This is a genomic window from Flavobacterium sp. MFBS3-15, from assembly GCF_026107645.2.
Lineage (GTDB): Bacteria > Bacteroidota > Bacteroidia > Flavobacteriales > Flavobacteriaceae > Flavobacterium.
Genome location: NZ_JAPCHV010000006.1, coordinates 179,332 through 196,408 on the forward strand (window position 1 = coordinate 179,332; position 17,077 = coordinate 196,408).

The following is a 17,077-nucleotide window of genomic DNA, read 5'->3' on the forward strand; positions in this document are numbered from 1 at the left end:
AAAATCAAAAGTAGCGGTAAGGTATTCCCTTGCCTGCGATAGGTAGTTTTTCCCACTACCCCCAATTCTGTTAAAGTATAGGTGAAAGTGACGTTGTTCCCTGAGGCTTCAAAGGTTACCTGCTCATCTTCATACGGGTCTTCCGAAAAGCAATGCACGGGGGAAAACTGCTGTATTGCCAGTTCCAAAAACGATCTTTGAAACGGTAGTGCAGACAATTTCGTCGATAATTTTCAGAGCCTGTGCCGTCACCGTTAATATCCTGCGGAGGATGGTTGAGGTCTATGTAGGTAAGTTTCCATGTGCCGTCAGGCGGGGCATTGTTTGAACTATCATCATCGGAGCATGCAAACGCCGTCATGGCCGCGAGTGCAAGGAGTGTAATTTTTTTCATTTTAAAATGGTTGGTAATTATTGTTTTGTGTAAATAAAAGTAGTTTGCCTGAAAATGGCTGACGGGTCACCATACTCTCCGGTGCCGGGTGTATAGGGGTAAGACTCAACAGCAGATGGATTATATGATGTCGTTAAGCGGTTGCCCTCCCTTATGAAAAAACAGTTGGTAATTCGGCCTGTTTCCAGGTGAGTGTAGAAAAAAGTTATAGTGTCTCCCGATGTTTCATATTCAGTTATATCCGGTATTGAACTGCCGTATATGCAACATGCCGAAAAAATCGCGGTAGCATTTTCATCAAACGTAATAGACGAGTTTTCAAGGCAGCTATACTCTTCAAAAAAGTTTTCTGAAAAAATACCATCAGAGTTTATGTCTTTTGGCCCATCAAAACTGTTCAGGGAGGTGAGCTTCCATGTAGTCCCTTCAAGTGAAGTATTCGTGGTTGAGCTGTCATCATCGAAGCATGCAAACGCGGTCATGGCCGCAAGTGCAAGGAGTGTAATTTTTTTCATGGGATTTATATTGGTTTTATAAAATCCCTACAAAAGTTGCGCCAGTATTTTCTTACCTAATCTTCAATGTATGTAAGTCCTGCCTTTGATGTTGCCATGGTATTAAATGACAGCCGTGTTTTATGGCCGATTTTTGCAGTCATGAATCAAAATAATAGTCAAAAAAAATGCCCTTGCATTTGCAGGGGCATCTGATTGAGTCTTATGGATTTACTGTTTTGTAAAGATCATTTTTGCGTTCAGTTTTACAGGGTTTCCGTCTATTTCCGCCTGATAAAATTCAGGAATATTAATGCGTAGCAGGTTGCCCGACTTTTGGTAAGTGATGCGCTCTGTTTCGCCTTCGATCTCTACTTCGGTCTTAACAGAAAGGTATTCCAGTTCGTAAGAGCCTTCTTTTGTAGTGGCTTCGCAGGTAGCGCCTTCTTCAGGGGCCACATTCATAAAAGAAGTAAAGCTTCCGTCGCTGCCAAATTCAAGATATGAATCCGGTAAGCAGTTGCCGGCTTCTGTAAGGAGGTCTGTAGATTCTGTGCCATCACCATTACCGTCAAAAGGTTCGTTAGTAGTTACAGAAGTAAGTTTCCATTTTCCGGCTACGGCAGAAGTAGTAGTGTCATTGTCGTCGCTTGAACAGGATAGCGCCAATAGCGCGGTTGCTGCGAAAGCAACCATAGTCATTTTTTTCATTTTGATTGATTTGATTGATGATTAATAATTTTATTGCGAACAATTAGCTATATGACTACTATAAACGGGTTTTGTTACATATTTCTTATAAAAAAAACACCTGTTGCTGATTTTTTTTCAGGCAACAGGCGTTTTGAATTCTTTTTATTTGCGGTAGGTGTCTGACTACAAGTTTTTTATATTACTGAAAGTAGTTTCGTACAAATGTATTTTTTTTTAATTTTTTCTATCCTGTTTATGCAACTCCCACCCATTCAACGTCTGTATCGCATGGTGCGCGGTTAGGTCAAATTGTACCGGCACCATCGAGATATAGCCGTTGGCGAGGGCCCATTCGTCGGTATCTTCGCCATTGTCGAGGTTCACGAACTTGCCGCCCAGCCAGTAGTATTCGCGGCCCATCGGGTTGGTGCGCTTGTCGAAGCTCTCCACCCACATGGCCTTTGCCTGCCTGCACACTTTTATGCCTTTGATATCTTTTTCATTAAGTTTCGGGAAGTTGACATTAAGGATCACGCCTTCAGGCAATCCATTGTCAAGGACCTGTTGCGCGATTTTTTTGATGAATGGCTTTACAGGCTCAAAATCGGCATTCCAGTTGTAATCAAGGAGTGAGAAACCGATTGCCGGGATGCCTTCAATTCCGGCCTCTACTGCGGCACTCATAGTGCCCGAGTAAATTACATTTATAGAAGAGTTCGAGCCGTGGTTCACCCCGCTTACGCACAGGTCGGGCTTGCGTTTCAGTATTTCGTTTACGGCAAACTTCACGCAGTCTACGGGCGTTCCGCTGCAGGCGTATTCCTGTTCCACATCGGGGTCTATGTCTATTTTGTTGATGAAAAGCGTGCTGTTGATGGTTATGGCATGTCCGGTTGCCGACTGCGGGCTGTCGGGAGCTACCACGACAACTTCGCCCAATTCCTTCATTACGGCAATGAGTGCGCGTATGCCCGGTGCGGAAATACCATCGTCATTCGTAACTAATATCAGCGGTTTTTTCTTCATTGTTTGGCAGAATTAAAAATAAGTATCGTACTTTTACGTTTGCTAAATTACACAATTTCACAAAGCACCCCTAATGAAGTTTTTTGGCGATGATGGAGGTTTGGCACGCTTTTTATTGTAAATTGTAATTAAGATAAACTAATGAATGCCGTTATAAAATTTATGAAGAGAAATTATAAAATACTGTTGTTTGTAGCGATACTATCGGTAGCGCTATGGAGTTTCATGCCCGGAACGCAGAAAAAATCGGGCGATCCCGACAGGGACATGGTGCTGTTGGAGCTTTTGACCTATGTAATTGAAAAAGGCCACTACGACCCCGCCGCCATTGACGATACGTTTTCCAAAGGAGTATACAAAAGCTACCTGGAGCAGATAGACCCTTCCAAGAGGTTCTTTACACAATCGGATATCGATGAATTCTCAAAATATGAAGACAAGATCGATGATATGATCCTGGCCAAGGATCTTACTTTTTTCGACCTGACCAACACCCGTTTGCTGGAAAGGATCAAGGAGGCGGAAGGTTTTTATAAGGAAATCCTTGCCGAACCGTTCGACTTTAAAAAGGACGAGCAGTTTAGCGTGGATTACGAGAAAATGCCGTATGTTAAGAATGATAGCGAACTCAGGGAGCGCTGGGAAAAACAGCTTAAACTGTCAGTGCTTTCTACGGTTACCGATAAAGAGAAGCTACAGGACGAGATTGCGGCTAAAAATACAGATAAAGGGAAAGCATTCGAACCTAAGAAGACCTTTGCCGAGCTTGAAAAAGAAGCACGTGAGTCGACATTGAAGTCGCTTAACGATTACTTCTCTTTCATAAAAGATTTTAAACGCGATGAATGGTTCAGCATTTACCTGAATGCCATTGCCGAGCGTTTCGACCCGCATACCTACTATTTTGCACCTGACGACAAAGAGAAATTCGATACCAGCATGAGGGGTTCCCTTGAGGGTATTGGCGCCAGGCTGCAAAAGAAAGGCGACTACATTGAAATTTCGGAACTCATTCCCGGCGGGCCTGCCTGGAGGGGCAAAGATCTTGAGCAGGGCGACCTTATCATGAAAGTAGCCCAGGGCACAGGCGATCCGGTTGACATTGCCGGTATACGCCTTGACGATGTGGTGAAGAAAATTAAGGGTAAAAAGGGTACCGAAGTGCGCCTTACCGTTAAAAAAGTTGACGGCTCGATTAAAGTGATTTCCATCATCAGGGAAGTTGTGGAGATTGAGGAAACGTACGCCAAATCGAGCATCGTAAACAAAGACGGCAAACTATACGGCATCATTAACCTGCCGAAATTCTATATCGACTTTGAAAACAAAGACAGCCGCGATGCTGCCAAAGACGTTGCACTTGAAGTGGAAAGGCTGAAGCAGCAGGGTGTGGAAGGCATCATCATGGACCTCCGCGATAACGGCGGTGGTGCCCTGAGGACTGTCGTAGACATGGCCGGGCTATTCATCGAGGATGGGCCGATGGTACAGGTGAAATCAAGCGGCAAGAAAAAAGAAGTGCTTAATGATAAGGATTCAAGGGTGCAATGGGATGGCCCGCTGGTGGTACTGGTAAACAACTTCTCGGCTTCGGCTTCGGAGATATTCGCGGCAGCCATACAGGATTACAACCGCGGACTTATCCTTGGCAGCAAGCATACCTATGGTAAAGGTACGGTGCAGAACATCATCGACCTGAACCAATTTGTTCGCGATGACAGCTTTGGCGACCTCGGAGCACTGAAAACAACCACCCAGAAATATTACAGGGTGAATGGCGGATCGGTACAAAGGGAAGGCGTTTACAGCGACATCATCATGCCGGACAGGTTCACGTACATCGACATGGGTGAGCGCGATACCGACAATGCCATGCCGTATGACAAGATCGATCCTGCAAGCTACAAGCCGGTAAGGAACAACTTTGCAGGTGTTATCGCAGCCAGCAAAAAAAGGATTGCGGCCAACCCGCAGTTTAAGCTGATGGATGAGAATGCGAAATGGGTAAATGCCAAGAAAGACGACAACATATTTAGCCTTAATGCTGAGAAATTTAAAGCAGAAGTAGCTAAAAATGAAGTAGCGACCAAGAAATTTAAGGCACTGAATGATTATAAGAACAGCCTGAAGTTTGAATCCCTTCCGTATGAAAAGGAGATCTTCAAGAAAGACCCTTCGCTGGCTGAGAAAAAAGAGAGGTGGTATGAAAGCCTTTCAAAAGATATCTACGTAGAAGAAGCGCTGAACATACTCAACGACATGCAGCCCAAATCATCAGGGAAAGCTGCTGCCAACGTACAAAAAGCACCGCTTCAAAAAACTAAGTAACGGTTGATGGATAAAGCAAATCAATCGCTTACAGGCTTGGCGCTCCAAAAGTTCAAACGGAACTTTTGGGGCGTTTTAAGTTTAGGGTTCATAGCGGTTTTGCTTTTCATTTCTATTTTTGCCTATGTCCTGGCACCCGATAAAACAAGGAATGCCAACTGGGGCGATCTTTCCATCCACTCCCAGTCGCCGGGGTTTACGGTAACGATGCTGCACTTCCCGTCGGAACCTACAACTTTTTCCGAATATTTTACCGGCAGGGAAACCCCCGGACAAAAGATTCCTATCCTAAAGTATGAGGTAAAGGGCGACAGCCTGACCTACTACGAATACACGGACGACCCGTCGCTGGCCGTTTCCAAAACTATCCCGCTTTCGTCATTTGGCAAAAATGCTAAAGCTCAAACCATATCTAATGACTATATAAAAGAGCAAAAGTTCATATTGGGTACCGACAGCCAGGGACGCGACCTGCTGAGCCGGCTTATCATCGGTTCAAGGGTATCCATTGCCATAGGATTTGTGGCGGTGTTCATTTCGCTGGTGGTGGGCATATTTTTCGGGGCGATTGCCGGCTATTATGGCGGCAGGGTCGATGCTTTCGTAATGTGGCTGGTCAACATCATCTGGTCCATCCCAACATTGCTCCTTGTCATTGCCATTACGCTGGCGTTAGGTAAAGGCTTCTGGCAGGTATTCGTTGCCGTAGGGCTTACCATGTGGGTAGAAGTTGCGCGTGTAGTGCGCGGGCAGGTCATGAGCATCAAGCAGATGCAGTTCGTTACTGCCGCACGGGCACTGGGCTATCGCAATTCGAGGATCATCTTTAACCACATACTGCCCAACAGCATGGCGCCGGTTATCGTAATATCGGCAGCCAACTTCGCGTCTGCCATATTAGTAGAAAGCGGCCTGAGCTTCCTCGGGCTTGGCGCACAGCCACCCATCCCAAGCTGGGGAGGCATGATAAAAGATCATTACAATTACATTATCCTCGGCAAACCCTATCTGGCACTCGCACCGGGTATTGCCATGCTGCTATTGGTGCTTGCCTTTATGATGGTGGGGAATGCACTGAGGGACGCGCTGGATGTGAAGAGTGAGTAGTTTTTAGTCGCAGTCGCAGTTTTCAGTGGGTTTACGAAAACACCTTTGTGATATATTTGTAGAGACACAATGCTTGTGTCTCACGTATCCAATATTGTAAGAGTCGCAGGGACTGCACCTCTACGAAATGTTGATCAAGGGGATTTACGATATCCATAAGAAATCTGCGTCAAATCCGCCCAATCAGCGTCATCCGCGTTCCAAACTGAAAACTGCGACTGTGACTCTCAACTAAAACCTACCACTCATTCACCTTGTTGGCGTCCATTTTGATGAAAACGAACAGCAATATGGTAAACGCCCAAAGGCTCGACCCACCATACGAAAAGAACGGCAGCGGTACACCAATCGTAGGGAACAGCTTGATGAGCATGGTGATGTTCACGAAAAAGTGCATGAACAATATGGCCGCGACACAATACCCATACGTACGGCTAAATTTAGATTTTTGGCGCTCTGCGAGGTAGAGGATGCGGAGCAGCAGCGTTATGAATACGGCAATAACGACAAGTGCGCCAACAAAGCCCCATTCTTCACCTACTGTGGTGAAAATGTAGTCGGTATGTTGTTCGGGCACGAAGCCGCCCTTGGTTTGTGTGCCTTCCAGCCAGCCCTTGCCAAACCATCCCCCGGAGCCGATGGCAATCATCGACTGGTTAAGGTTGTAGCCTTCTGCCTGCTGGTTGACATCCTTGTCGAAAAGCACGTTGATACGGTCTTTCTGGTGGTCTTCCAGTACGTTTTCGTATACATAATCCACAGAAAATACAAAGCCGGCTATGGCCACAAATATGAGCGTCGATAATATAGGGTTACGGAAAGCACGCCGGGTCAGGAAATATTGGATAATAATGATTATCGCCGCAGCACCCACCAGTATGTAAGGTTTTACCAATAGTGCTAATATGAACAGGGCAATGGCAACAGCCCCTGTAAACAGGTACCATCCGGGCAATCCTTCGCGGTAAAGTACAAGGAAAAAGGCCCCGAATATCATGGCGCTCCCCGCATCAGGCTGCATCATGATGAGCATTACAGGGAAAATGATGATGGCAAAGGCCACCAATTGATGGTTAACTTTGCTTAGGTTAATCTGTACGTCACTGAGGTATTTGGAGAGTATGAGCGCTGTGCCTATCTTGGCAAATTCCGAAGGCTGCATGCTGAATCCGCCAAAGGCATACCAGTTGGTTTGGCCCTTTATAGTCTTACCTGCTACAAAAAGCCCTGCCAGCAATACTATGCCCAATCCGTAGAAAATCAGTGAGAATTTCTCGTATATCTTGGCGTCCATTGTCATGACGACTATAATCAGCGGGATGCAAGACAGCAGGAAAATGGATTGCTTGCCATATATCTGCGATATGTCAAATATAGACGTAGTCTCCTTAGGCAGTGATGCCGAATAGATCGTCATCCAGCCCATGACAACCAATGCTGCGTAAAGCAGTATGGTTATCCAGTCCATATTAGTTGTTACGCCCTGGTTCTTCATTTACTTGTTGATGGTAAAAGGCTTGCCGCTTATTACTTTGGCATATTCGTCTTTTAATCCCTGGGTAAGCATCTTAGTTTCAAGATCGGTCCTAGATATTGTGCCTTTCAGGTACTTTTCAATCATAAGGCTGGCAATAGGGCCTGCCCAGCGTGCGCCCCAGTATCCGTTTTCTACAAACACCGCTATGGCAATTTTTGGGTCATGCCGTGGTGCAAAAGCCACAAATATCGAGTGGTCCTGAAGCTGTGTGCGTACGCCGTTGATTTTTGTGAAGTTTTCAGCCGTACCCGTTTTTCCGCATATCTCTATGCCCTCAACACGAACACCGCGGGCGGTACCAAGGTTATACACATCAAACAGCCCGTCGATAACCGGCTTGAAGTATTGCTTATCGATGGTGGTCTGGTGCCTTATTTTGAACTTTTTATCGATCTCCGCACCTTCAATCTTCTTGATGATATGGGGTGTGTAGTAATAGCCTTCATTGGCAACCGTAGCCATCATGTTGGCCAGCTGTATAGGCGTCATGGAAATTTCACCCTGCCCAATCGAGTTGGAAATGATGGTCGAACTCCTCCAGCCGCCATTGGGATAAAAACGTTTGTAGAACTTGGCGGTGGGAACATGCCCTTTACGTCCGGGGGGCAGGTCATATCCAAGGAAATCACCCAGGCCAAAGCTCTTCAGGTGGTTGCTCCAGGCATCCACACCGTATTCGGGCTTGGGATATTTGTCGATTGACAACTTGAAAACATTGGCAAAATAGGCATTGCATGATTTGTAGATGCCGTTATGCAGCTGTATAGCTCCACCGGGGCAGTGGCATTTCATGAAGGCACCGCGCCCATACGAAAATCCGTGGTGGCACATAAAAGTGCTGTTTTCGTCTACCACTTCCTCCTGCAGGCCTATAAGCCCCGAAAGTATCTTGAATGGCGATCCCGGAGGGTATTCGGCCAAAAGCCCCCGGTCAAATAATGGCATGGCTATCGTATCATTGTACATGGCCGTGTAGTTCTTTGATCGGTCGCGGCCTACAAGGATGGCGGGGTCGTAGGATGGTGCGGTTACGAGCGCTAGTATCTCGCCGGTTTTGGGTTCGATGGCTACAATGCCGCCACGCTTTTCGAACATCAACGCCTCGCCATACTTTTGCAGCTCCATGTCAAGGGTAAGCGTAATGTCTTTGCCCTGTACGGCTATGGTATCATAAATCCCGTCCTTGAATGAGCCTATTTCACGGTTGTAGCGGTCTTTTTGGATGTATTTTACGCCCTTAACGCCACGAAGGTATTCTTCGTACATCTCTTCAACGCCCTGCTTGCCGATGAGGTCGCCGCTCTTATAATACGGATTGCTTTTGATGATGGGGTCATTTACCTGGGCGATATATCCGAAGACGTTAGCGCCCACACTCACCTGGTAATCGCGAAGGGAACGCTTAACAATGTCGAAGCCTTTGAATTTGCGGAGCTTTTCCTGGAAGGCCGCAAATTCCTTCTTGCTCAGCTGCGGCAGGAATACCGAAGGCAGTTTGTAGCTGTATACCTTGGCCTTGGAAACCCTCTCATTGAAATATTCTTTGGAAATGTTGAGGAGCCTGCATATTTCGAGCGTATCGGTACCGGTTTCGGGCATTTCGCCGGGGGTCACCATGATGTCATACGACGGCTGGTTGGCAACCAAAAGCTTGCCGTTACGGTCGTAGATGTAACCACGTTCGGGGTAGTCGTATTTTATCTTTATCGCGTTGTTCTCCGACTTCTTGATGTAGGAGTCGTCGAGTATCTGCAAATAAAAAAGCCTTGCCACGATCAGTAATGTTGCGGCAATTATCAGGATGGGCAGTAATATCTTTCTCATTGTTTGCCGGGCTTAATGAGGTAAATTATGATGATGGAAATGAGCAGTGTAAAAATGGTTGTCACCAAAACCCGGATAAGTATGTCCAGGGCAAGGCTGAACCTGAATACCTCCAAAAGGTATAAAATTAAATGATGCGTTACAACTGAAATCAACAAAAATGAGAACCTTTCCGGCGAAAGGCGGTCATTTATCTTTACCGTTTGGTATTCGTAGCTGATTCCGAAGGAGAATTTAAAGAACACCGGCCTGAAGTAGGCAAGCGTTACACAGGCTGCCGCATGGGCTCCGCCAGAGTTCATGAACATATCCAGTATAAGCCCTAAAAAGAAAGATGAAACCAGCAATCCGGCCTTGTTGCCGTTTACCGGATACAGCAGTATGAAAAGGATGTACGGGAACGGGTCGTACTGCCCAAACAGGTTGATGTTATTAAACACCACTACCTGCAGGGCAAGCAGCAGCACAAACCTGATGATATTTATGATAACCGTACTATTCATTTGGCTTTGTGGCCTCCTCCAGCTGTTTTATCTCGTTGCGGTCCTTGTTCTCTATCACGTATATGTGGCCCAGGCTGGTCATGTCGTTAAACAGGCGTATTTCCAGCGTGTAGTAGTTCGTCTTTTTGTCTACATATACTTTTTCGATCTTTCCTACCGGGATGTTCTCCGGAAAAATGGTCGATTCGGCACCGGTGACAATGGTATCGCCTTTTACCACCGTGGCCAGCCTCGGTACATCGGTAAGCTGGGCAAAACCGGCGTTCCTGCCGTTCCAGGTAAGCGTGCCTATGTGGTTGTTCTTTTTTACTTTTACAGCCAGCCTGAACTTGCGGTTCAATACGCTGATGACGGTCGAATAGCCTTTGGAGGTATTTTCTACCACACCGATAACGCCGCGGCTGCTTACTACGCCCATATCAGGCGCTACGCCATCCCTGCGGCCGCTGTTGATGGTAAGGTAGTTTTCCTGTTCGTTGTAGGAATTCTTTATGACTTTGGACTGTATTACCCTGTAGTTTCCGGATCCCTGTGGCAATTGTACAGGAGGAATGTTGGCGGTGTCCTGTGTGTTGTACAGCAGTCTTTTCAGCTCGGCATTCTCAGCGGCAAGCGCTTCGTTCTGCGATTTCAGGTTAAGGTATTCCTCTACTTTGTTTATTTGCTCATACACATAGCCGGTCATGGCATTCGCCGAAGAGACCGCACGGCTCCTGTGGTAGGAATGCGATTGTATGGTGAGCGTTAACGATATGCCCAAAAGCAGCAAAAACAGTAGTAAAATACTGTTTTTAAATATAAAGTTAAATATTTGCTGCATGTATTACTACCGTTATTTTATGAGTATGCTCCTGAATTTTTGAATGTTTTTTAGCGCCATTCCCGTTCCTCTTACAACGGCCCTCAGCGGGTCTTCTGCAATGTAAACCGGGAGGTCTGTTTTTTGTGAAATCCTTTTGTCAAGACCCCTTAGCATCGACCCTCCGCCTGCCAGGTAAATACCCGTGTTGTAAATGTCGGCGGCGAGTTCCGGTGGTGTTTGCGAGAGGGTTTCCATTACTGCGTCCTCAATCCTTTGTATCGATTTGTCAAGGGCTTTGGCTATCTCGCGGTAGGAAACGTCTACCTGCTTAGGTTTGCCCGTAAGCAGGTCACGCCCCTGTACCGACATTTCCTCAGGAGGCGAGTCAAGGTCTTCAATGGCCGCCCCAATGGAAATCTTTATTTTTTCTGCAGTGCTTTCCCCAACAAAAAGGTTGTGCTGGGTCCTCATGTAATATACGATGTCATTGGTAAACACGTCGCCGGCGATTTTAACCGACTTGTCGCACACAATACCGCCCAATGCGATAACGGCAATCTCTGTAGTACCGCCGCCTATGTCTACGATCATGTTTCCTTTTGGCTGCATAATGTCTACGCCGATACCTATTGCCGCTGCCATCGGCTCATGGATAAGATATACCTCTTTGCCGTTTACCCTTTCGGCAGATTCCTTAACTGCGCGCATCTCCACCTCGGTAATGCCCGAAGGGATGCAGATAACCATGCGAAGGGCAGGTGTAAACAGTTTTTTCTTCAGTGCCGGTATGCTCTTGATGAACATGCTGATCATCTTTTCGGAAGCATCAAAGTCGGCAATAACACCATCCTTTAACGGACGTATGGTCTTTATGTTTTCATGTGTCTTACCCTGCATCATGTTGGCTTCCTTGCCCACGGCAATTATTTTGCCGCTAACGCGGTCTCGAGCTACGATAGAGGGGCTGTCTATCACTACTTTATCGTTGTGGATGATGAGGGTATTTGCGGTACCAAGGTCAATGGCAATGTCCTCGGTCATGAAATCAAAAAATCCCATAGTTGGTATACTGTATTAAGCGTTTAGGTATCTAATTAGTTTAAGCCTGTAAAAGTAATAAAATTAATGTTTAAAATGACGGATGCCGGTAAATACCATCGCAACATTATTTTCGTTGCAGTAGCTGATGCTCAGTTCGTCTTTTATCGATCCTCCGGGCTGTATAACTGCTGTAATCCCTGCCTGTTTGGCGAGTTCCACGCAATCCGGGAACGGGAAGAATGCATCGCTTGCCATAACGGCGCCGTTAAGGTCAAAACCGAAAGAATGTGCTTTTTCAACAGCCTGTTTCAGGGCATCCACGCGCGATGTCTGGCCGGTGCCTGAGGCGATAAGCTGCCCGTTCTTTGCAAACACGATTGTGTTCGACTTGGTGTTCTTGCATATTTTCGATGCAAAAAGAAGATCTTCGGTCTCTTGTGTAGTAGGTGAAGTTATGGTAACGGTAGTTAAGTGCTCTTTATTGTCTGTGACATTGTCTTTATCCTGCACCAATAAACCATTCAGGCAGGTACGTACATTTTTGTGCGGAAGCTCCACATCATGCTGTACAAGTATGATCCTGTTTTTCTTTTCCTGGAGGATGGCTGTTGCATCATCATCATACGCCGGGGCGATCACCACCTCGCAGAAGAGCTTGGTGATTTCTTCGGCAGCAGCCTTGTCAATTTTGGCATTCGATATGAGTACCCCGCCAAAAGCCGAAGTAGGGTCGGCTGCCAGTGCATCAAGGTAAGCCTCTTTAACTGTTGGCCTCGTAGCCAGTCCGCAGGCGTTGTTGTGTTTCAGGATGGCAAAAGTTGGGCCGTCGTTTTTAAATTCGTTCACAAGGTTCACGGCAGCGTCAACGTCAAGCAGGTTGTTATAGGACAGTTCCTTGCCATGCAGCTTGGTGAACATTTTATCAAATTCGCCAAAGAACCACCCTTTCTGGTGGGGGTTTTCACCGTAGCGAAGGGTTTGCCCATTGGCCACACTTTGCTTATAGATGGCTTCGTCGGTATTGAAGTAACTGAAGATGGCGGTATCATAATGCGACGAGGTGTGGAATGCTTTTGTAGCAAACATCCTGCGCTCTTCAAGTGTTGTTCCACCGTTATTATTGTTGAATGTGTCAAGGAAAAGGGAATAATCTTCAACCGATGACACAATCACTGTATCTTTAAAGTTCTTGGCTGCCGCACGGATAAGCGATATGCCGCCGATGTCGATTTTCTCAATGATGTCGGTTTCCGATGCGCCCGAAGCCACGGTTTTTTCGAAAGGGTAGAGGTCAACGATCACCAGGTCGATCTGCGGAATGGCATATTCTTTCATTTCCTGCACATCGCTTTCATTGTCCTGGCGGTTCAGTATGCCGCCGAATACTTTCGGGTGGAGCGTTTTTACCCTGCCTCCCAAGATTGACGGGTAAGAAGTAATGTCTTCAACAGGTACTACAGGTATGCCCAGATCCCTGATGAACGATTCTGTGCCACCGGTGGAATATAGGGTTACGCCATATTCATTTAGCTGTTTTACAATAGGTTCAAGCCCTTCCTTATCAAATACTGATACCAGTGCCGATGAAATTTTTTTTACGCTCATGTTGTTGTGTTGTTTAAAAGTGCAAAAGTAGTTATTGTAGGCCGTACATTAAATGTGTAATTGTTCAAAATTTCATGATTTTTTAAAAATTTATTACCGTTGGGGTATGCGGTTTTTAAAAAATTGCGGAATTTTACACGAGACAATAGTTTAAGTATGCTTCTTTACCTCCGTTTGCTCAAAGAAAGCTTTGCTTTCGCCATGAATGCGTTGCGCAACAACATGCTACGTACCTTCCTTTCGCTGTTGGGAGTAACCGTAGGTATATTTTCTATCATTGCGGTCTTGGCAGCTGTCGACTCGCTTGACAGGAAGATCAAGGAAGACATGAGTACCGTGGACAAGAATACCATGTACCTGAAAAGGTTCTCCTTTGGCCCTTCTGATGTCCCGCGTTGGAAACGGGAACAGTTCCCCGATGTTACGTATGATGAATACCAGTACCTGAAAGGGGCAGTACCTTCAGCACAGGCAATGGCGTTCCAGATATTCACCAAAACCGAAACCATTCGATATAACGACCAGCCGGTAAGCAATATCAATATGGTGCCAGTTTCCTATGAGTTTACCGATATCCAGAGCGTTAAGATAGGTGAGGGGCGTTTTTATACGGAATCGGAATCCAATGCCGGCAGCGGTGTGGTAGTAATTGGTTATGAAATCGCACAAAAGCTTTTCGGTAGCGAAAATCCGCTTGACAAACAGATAAGGGCATATGGGCGCAAGATGACTGTTATCGGAGTGTTGCAAAAACAGGGTTCAGGCTCATTGGGTATGCCCAGTAATGACACCACCATATTTTTTCCGGTAAACTTTCTGCGTAAAATGTATGGCGATCACAATGACTTCATGACACCGGTTATTATCATAAAGCCTTTGCCCGGAGAGGAAGCAGAAGCTGTTAAGGCCGATGTAGGACAAAAACTGCGCAATTATCGCGGGGTAAAGAGCGGTGAGATCGATAATTTCAGTATCGACATACTGGCGGGCTTTACCGAGATGATCGACCAGATGATAGGCATGATGAACAAAGTGGGATGGGGCATTAGTTTTTTCTCGCTTCTTGTGGGCGGCTTTGGTATTGCCAATATCATGTTCGTATCCGTTAAAGAACGCACCAACCTCATAGGTATTCAAAAAGCACTTGGGGCGAAAAACAAATTCATATTGTTCCAGTTCCTGTTTGAGGCCGTAATACTATCGGTTATCGGCGGAATATTTGGGATGCTATTGGTTTGGGGCATTACAGTGCTGCTAACAAAAGCTTTCGAATTTGAGTTTGTTCTTGGCTTGGGCAACATCATAATAGGTACATCGCTCGCTACGGCTATAGGATTGGTTTCGGGTATACTTCCTGCAATATCCGCATCCAGGCTGGATCCTGTAGAAGCCATCAGGAGCGGGATGTAAAAATGGCGATACGGTATTGCCCCCTCTACCGTATCGCCGGAAAATTAAAAACAATTACTCGGTAATTGTATAAAAGAATATACCTATTGCATCATATATTCATGTACAAATGAACTTCTTTTGCAGATTAAGACCGCAAATAAAAGCATAGACAAAGCATGGACAAAAATACAGTTCACGTTGTTTTTTCCGCATTTCACGACACGGACTTTAAGAGAGGGCATAATTTTCTTCCTGACCGGGCTGCTTTCTGTCGAATAGTTTAAGCAAAAAAAATCCCCCTTGGATAAGGGGGATCAGTTATTATCGTACCGGCTCGTTCTGTATCAGGTCAAGGTAAAGGTTGATTTTTTCCTTCAGCTCTTTTCTGTGGGTAATAAAGTCCAAAAAGCCATGCTCGAGTACAAACTCCGCCGTCTGGAAACCTTCCGGGAGGTCCTTTCCTGTGGTGTCTTTGACAACCCTTGGTCCTGCAAAGCCTATCAGGGCTCCCGGCTCAGAGATGTTCACGTCGCCAAGCATTGCGTAGGAGGCTGTAGTACCACCCGTTGTAGGGTCGGTGCATAGCGAAATGTACGGTATGCCTGCATCTGCCAGCTGTGCCAGCTTAGCCGATGTTTTGGCCAGTTGCATCAGGGAGTAAGCGGCTTCCATCATCCTGGCGCCCCCTGATTTGGAGATCATCAGGAACGGTATTTTATTCTTTATTGAGTAGTCGATGGCACGTGCGATCTTCTCGCCTACTACAGCTCCCATCGATCCGCCGATGAAGGCAAAGTCCATACAGGCAATCACAAGGTCTTTGCCTTTCGATTTGCCCACTGCTGTCCTTACGGCATCCTTCAGTTTTGTTTTTTCCATGGCATCCTTCAGGCGGTCACCATATTTTTTGGTGTCAACAAATTTTAGGGTGTCTTTAGACGTGATGTCCTTATCCAGTTCCTTAAACTCGTTGTTGTCAAACAGGATGTTGAAATATTCCTTGCTGCCGATCCTTACATGGTAACCGTCTTCAGGGCTAACATAAAAGTTGCGGGCAAGCTCTTCTGCATCTACAATTTTGCCCGTAGGCGATTTGTACCATAATCCTTTGGGAACGTCCTTCTTATCCTCGGTCGCTGTCGTAATCCCTTTTTCCGTTCTTTTAAACCAGGCCATATAATTTGGATTTATGGGTTGCCGGTTGTCGGTTGCCGGACATCAAAGCCGTCAACCGTCAACCGACAACCATCAACTATAATGTATTAACGTTGTTCAGGTCGGCAAAAGCCTGCTCCAGCCTTTTGTTGAAGGTCACCTCGCCCTCGCGTACCCATTTCCTTGGGTCGTAGTGCTTTTTGTTTGGTGATTCAGGGCCGTCAGGGCTGCCTATCTGTGTTTTAAGGTAGTCTATTTTTGAAGTCATATAGTCACGGATACCTTCAGTAAATGCAAATTGCAGGTCGGTATCAATGTTCATCTTGATAACGCCGTATGAAATCGCTTCCCTGATCTCTTCAAGCGTTGAGCCCGATCCTCCGTGGAATACAAAGTCAACCGGGTTTGGCCCTGTGCCGAATTTTTGCTGCACATACTCCTGGGAGTTTTTAAGGATTTTCGGGGTAAGCTTCACGTTGCCCGGCTTGTATACGCCGTGTACGTTACCAAAAGCGGCTGCAATGGTAAACTTGTCAGAAACTTTGCTAAGTTCTTCGTATGTATGTGCCACCTCTTCCGGCTGGGTGTAAAGTTTCGAGCTGTCAACGTCAGAGTTGTCCACGCCGTCTTCCTCGCCACCGGTGATGCCAAGCTCTATTTCTAGGGTCATGCCCATTTTGCTCATTCTCTTCAGGTACTCCACGCATATCTCAATGTTCTCCTCAAGCGGCTCTTCCGAAAGGTCAAGCATGTGTGAGCTGAACAGCGGCTTACCGGTTTCGGCAAAGTGCTTTTCGCTGGCATTAAGAAGGCCGTCTACCCACGGAAGCAGGTTTTTGGCACAGTGGTCAGTATGGAGGATTACGGTTGCGCCGTAAGCTTCTGCTAATGTATGTATGTGTTTTGCACCTGCAATCGCACCAAGAATGGCAGCCTGCTGACCGTCATTGCTAAGGCCTTTACCCGCGTTGAACTGAGCGCCGCCGTTAGAGAACTGGATGATTACAGGGGCTTTCAGTTTTGCCGCTGTTTCAAGAACGCCGTTGATGGTGTTCGATCCGGTAACGTTTACTGCCGGAAGGGCAAAACCTTTTTCCTTGGCATATTTGAATATCTCCTGAACCTGGTCTCCGGTAGCTACGCCGGGCTTAATGTTATGGGCCATTGTTTTTTGGG

At 46.3% G+C, this 17,077-nt stretch carries 15 protein-coding genes; 3 read left to right on the forward strand and 12 right to left on the reverse strand.

Going from position 1 to position 17,077, the window contains the following annotated elements; genetic code table 11:
- Window positions 1-115 precede the first annotated feature (115 nt).
- The 4 genes from OGH69_RS07040 to surE form a co-directional block, all read right to left on the reverse strand.
- Window positions 116-394 (reverse strand): hypothetical protein, encoded by a 279-nt coding sequence (locus OGH69_RS07040; protein WP_265173743.1) that lies wholly within the window; start codon window positions 392-394, stop codon window positions 116-118.
- Window positions 395-411: 17 nt separating this feature from the next.
- Window positions 412-909: a hypothetical protein gene (locus OGH69_RS07045; protein WP_265173744.1), complete on the reverse strand. Its 498-nt coding sequence runs from the start codon at window positions 907-909 to the stop codon at window positions 412-414.
- A gap of 210 nt (window positions 910-1,119) precedes the next feature.
- Window positions 1,120-1,599, reverse strand: coding sequence for a DUF5004 domain-containing protein (locus OGH69_RS07050; protein ID WP_265173745.1), 480 nt, complete (start codon window positions 1,597-1,599; stop codon window positions 1,120-1,122).
- A 216-nt stretch (window positions 1,600-1,815) separates the two neighbouring features.
- Complete coding sequence (gene surE / locus OGH69_RS07055) at window positions 1,816-2,607, reverse strand: 5'/3'-nucleotidase SurE (RefSeq protein WP_265173746.1); 792 nt, start codon at window positions 2,605-2,607, stop codon at window positions 1,816-1,818.
- Between the two features lie 141 nt (window positions 2,608-2,748).
- Between surE and OGH69_RS07060 the strand changes: the two genes are divergently transcribed.
- Window positions 2,749-4,935 (forward strand): carboxy terminal-processing peptidase, encoded by a 2,187-nt coding sequence (locus OGH69_RS07060; protein WP_265173747.1) that lies wholly within the window; start codon window positions 2,749-2,751, stop codon window positions 4,933-4,935.
- A 6-nt stretch (window positions 4,936-4,941) separates the two neighbouring features.
- Complete coding sequence (locus OGH69_RS07065) at window positions 4,942-6,042, forward strand: ABC transporter permease (protein WP_265173748.1); 1,101 nt, start codon at window positions 4,942-4,944, stop codon at window positions 6,040-6,042.
- Window positions 6,043-6,280: 238 nt separating this feature from the next.
- Here OGH69_RS07065 and rodA read toward each other — a convergent pair whose 3' ends face one another.
- The 6 genes from rodA to purH all read right to left on the reverse strand — a co-directional run bounded on the left by rodA (window position 6,281) and on the right by purH (window position 13,354).
- Window positions 6,281-7,537: a rod shape-determining protein RodA gene (gene rodA, locus OGH69_RS07070; protein WP_265173749.1), complete on the reverse strand. Its 1,257-nt coding sequence runs from the start codon at window positions 7,535-7,537 to the stop codon at window positions 6,281-6,283.
- Complete coding sequence (mrdA, locus tag OGH69_RS07075) at window positions 7,538-9,403, reverse strand: penicillin-binding protein 2 (protein WP_265173750.1); 1,866 nt, start codon at window positions 9,401-9,403, stop codon at window positions 7,538-7,540.
- Window positions 9,400-9,906 (reverse strand): rod shape-determining protein MreD, encoded by a 507-nt coding sequence (locus tag OGH69_RS07080; RefSeq protein WP_265173751.1) that lies wholly within the window; start codon window positions 9,904-9,906, stop codon window positions 9,400-9,402. The genes mrdA and OGH69_RS07080 overlap by 4 nt, the downstream gene beginning before the upstream one ends.
- A complete protein-coding gene (mreC, locus tag OGH69_RS07085) occupies window positions 9,899-10,726 on the reverse strand; it encodes a rod shape-determining protein MreC (RefSeq protein WP_265173752.1) in 828 nt (275 codons plus the stop codon). Before mreC ends, OGH69_RS07080 begins: the two co-directional genes overlap by 8 nt.
- Window positions 10,727-10,738: 12 nt before the next feature.
- Window positions 10,739-11,767, reverse strand: a complete 1,029-nt coding sequence (locus OGH69_RS07090) for a rod shape-determining protein (RefSeq protein WP_265173753.1) — start codon at window positions 11,765-11,767, stop codon at window positions 10,739-10,741.
- Between the two features lie 63 nt (window positions 11,768-11,830).
- Complete coding sequence (purH, locus tag OGH69_RS07095) at window positions 11,831-13,354, reverse strand: bifunctional phosphoribosylaminoimidazolecarboxamide formyltransferase/IMP cyclohydrolase (protein ID WP_265173754.1); 1,524 nt, start codon at window positions 13,352-13,354, stop codon at window positions 11,831-11,833.
- Window positions 13,355-13,510: 156 nt separating this feature from the next.
- Between purH and OGH69_RS07100 the strand changes: the two genes are divergently transcribed.
- Entirely contained in the window at window positions 13,511-14,764 is a 1,254-nt protein-coding gene (locus tag OGH69_RS07100) for an ABC transporter permease (RefSeq protein WP_265173755.1), read from the forward strand.
- Window positions 14,765-15,067: 303 nt separating this feature from the next.
- Here the strand turns inward: OGH69_RS07100 and accD are convergent, their stop codons facing one another.
- Entirely contained in the window at window positions 15,068-15,922 is an 855-nt protein-coding gene (gene accD, locus OGH69_RS07105; protein WP_265173756.1) for an acetyl-CoA carboxylase, carboxyltransferase subunit beta, read from the reverse strand.
- 76 nt (window positions 15,923-15,998) lie between these two features.
- Window positions 15,999-17,066: a class II fructose-bisphosphate aldolase gene (gene fbaA / locus OGH69_RS07110; protein ID WP_265173757.1), complete on the reverse strand. Its 1,068-nt coding sequence runs from the start codon at window positions 17,064-17,066 to the stop codon at window positions 15,999-16,001.
- Between the last annotated feature and the right edge of the window lie 11 nt (window positions 17,067-17,077).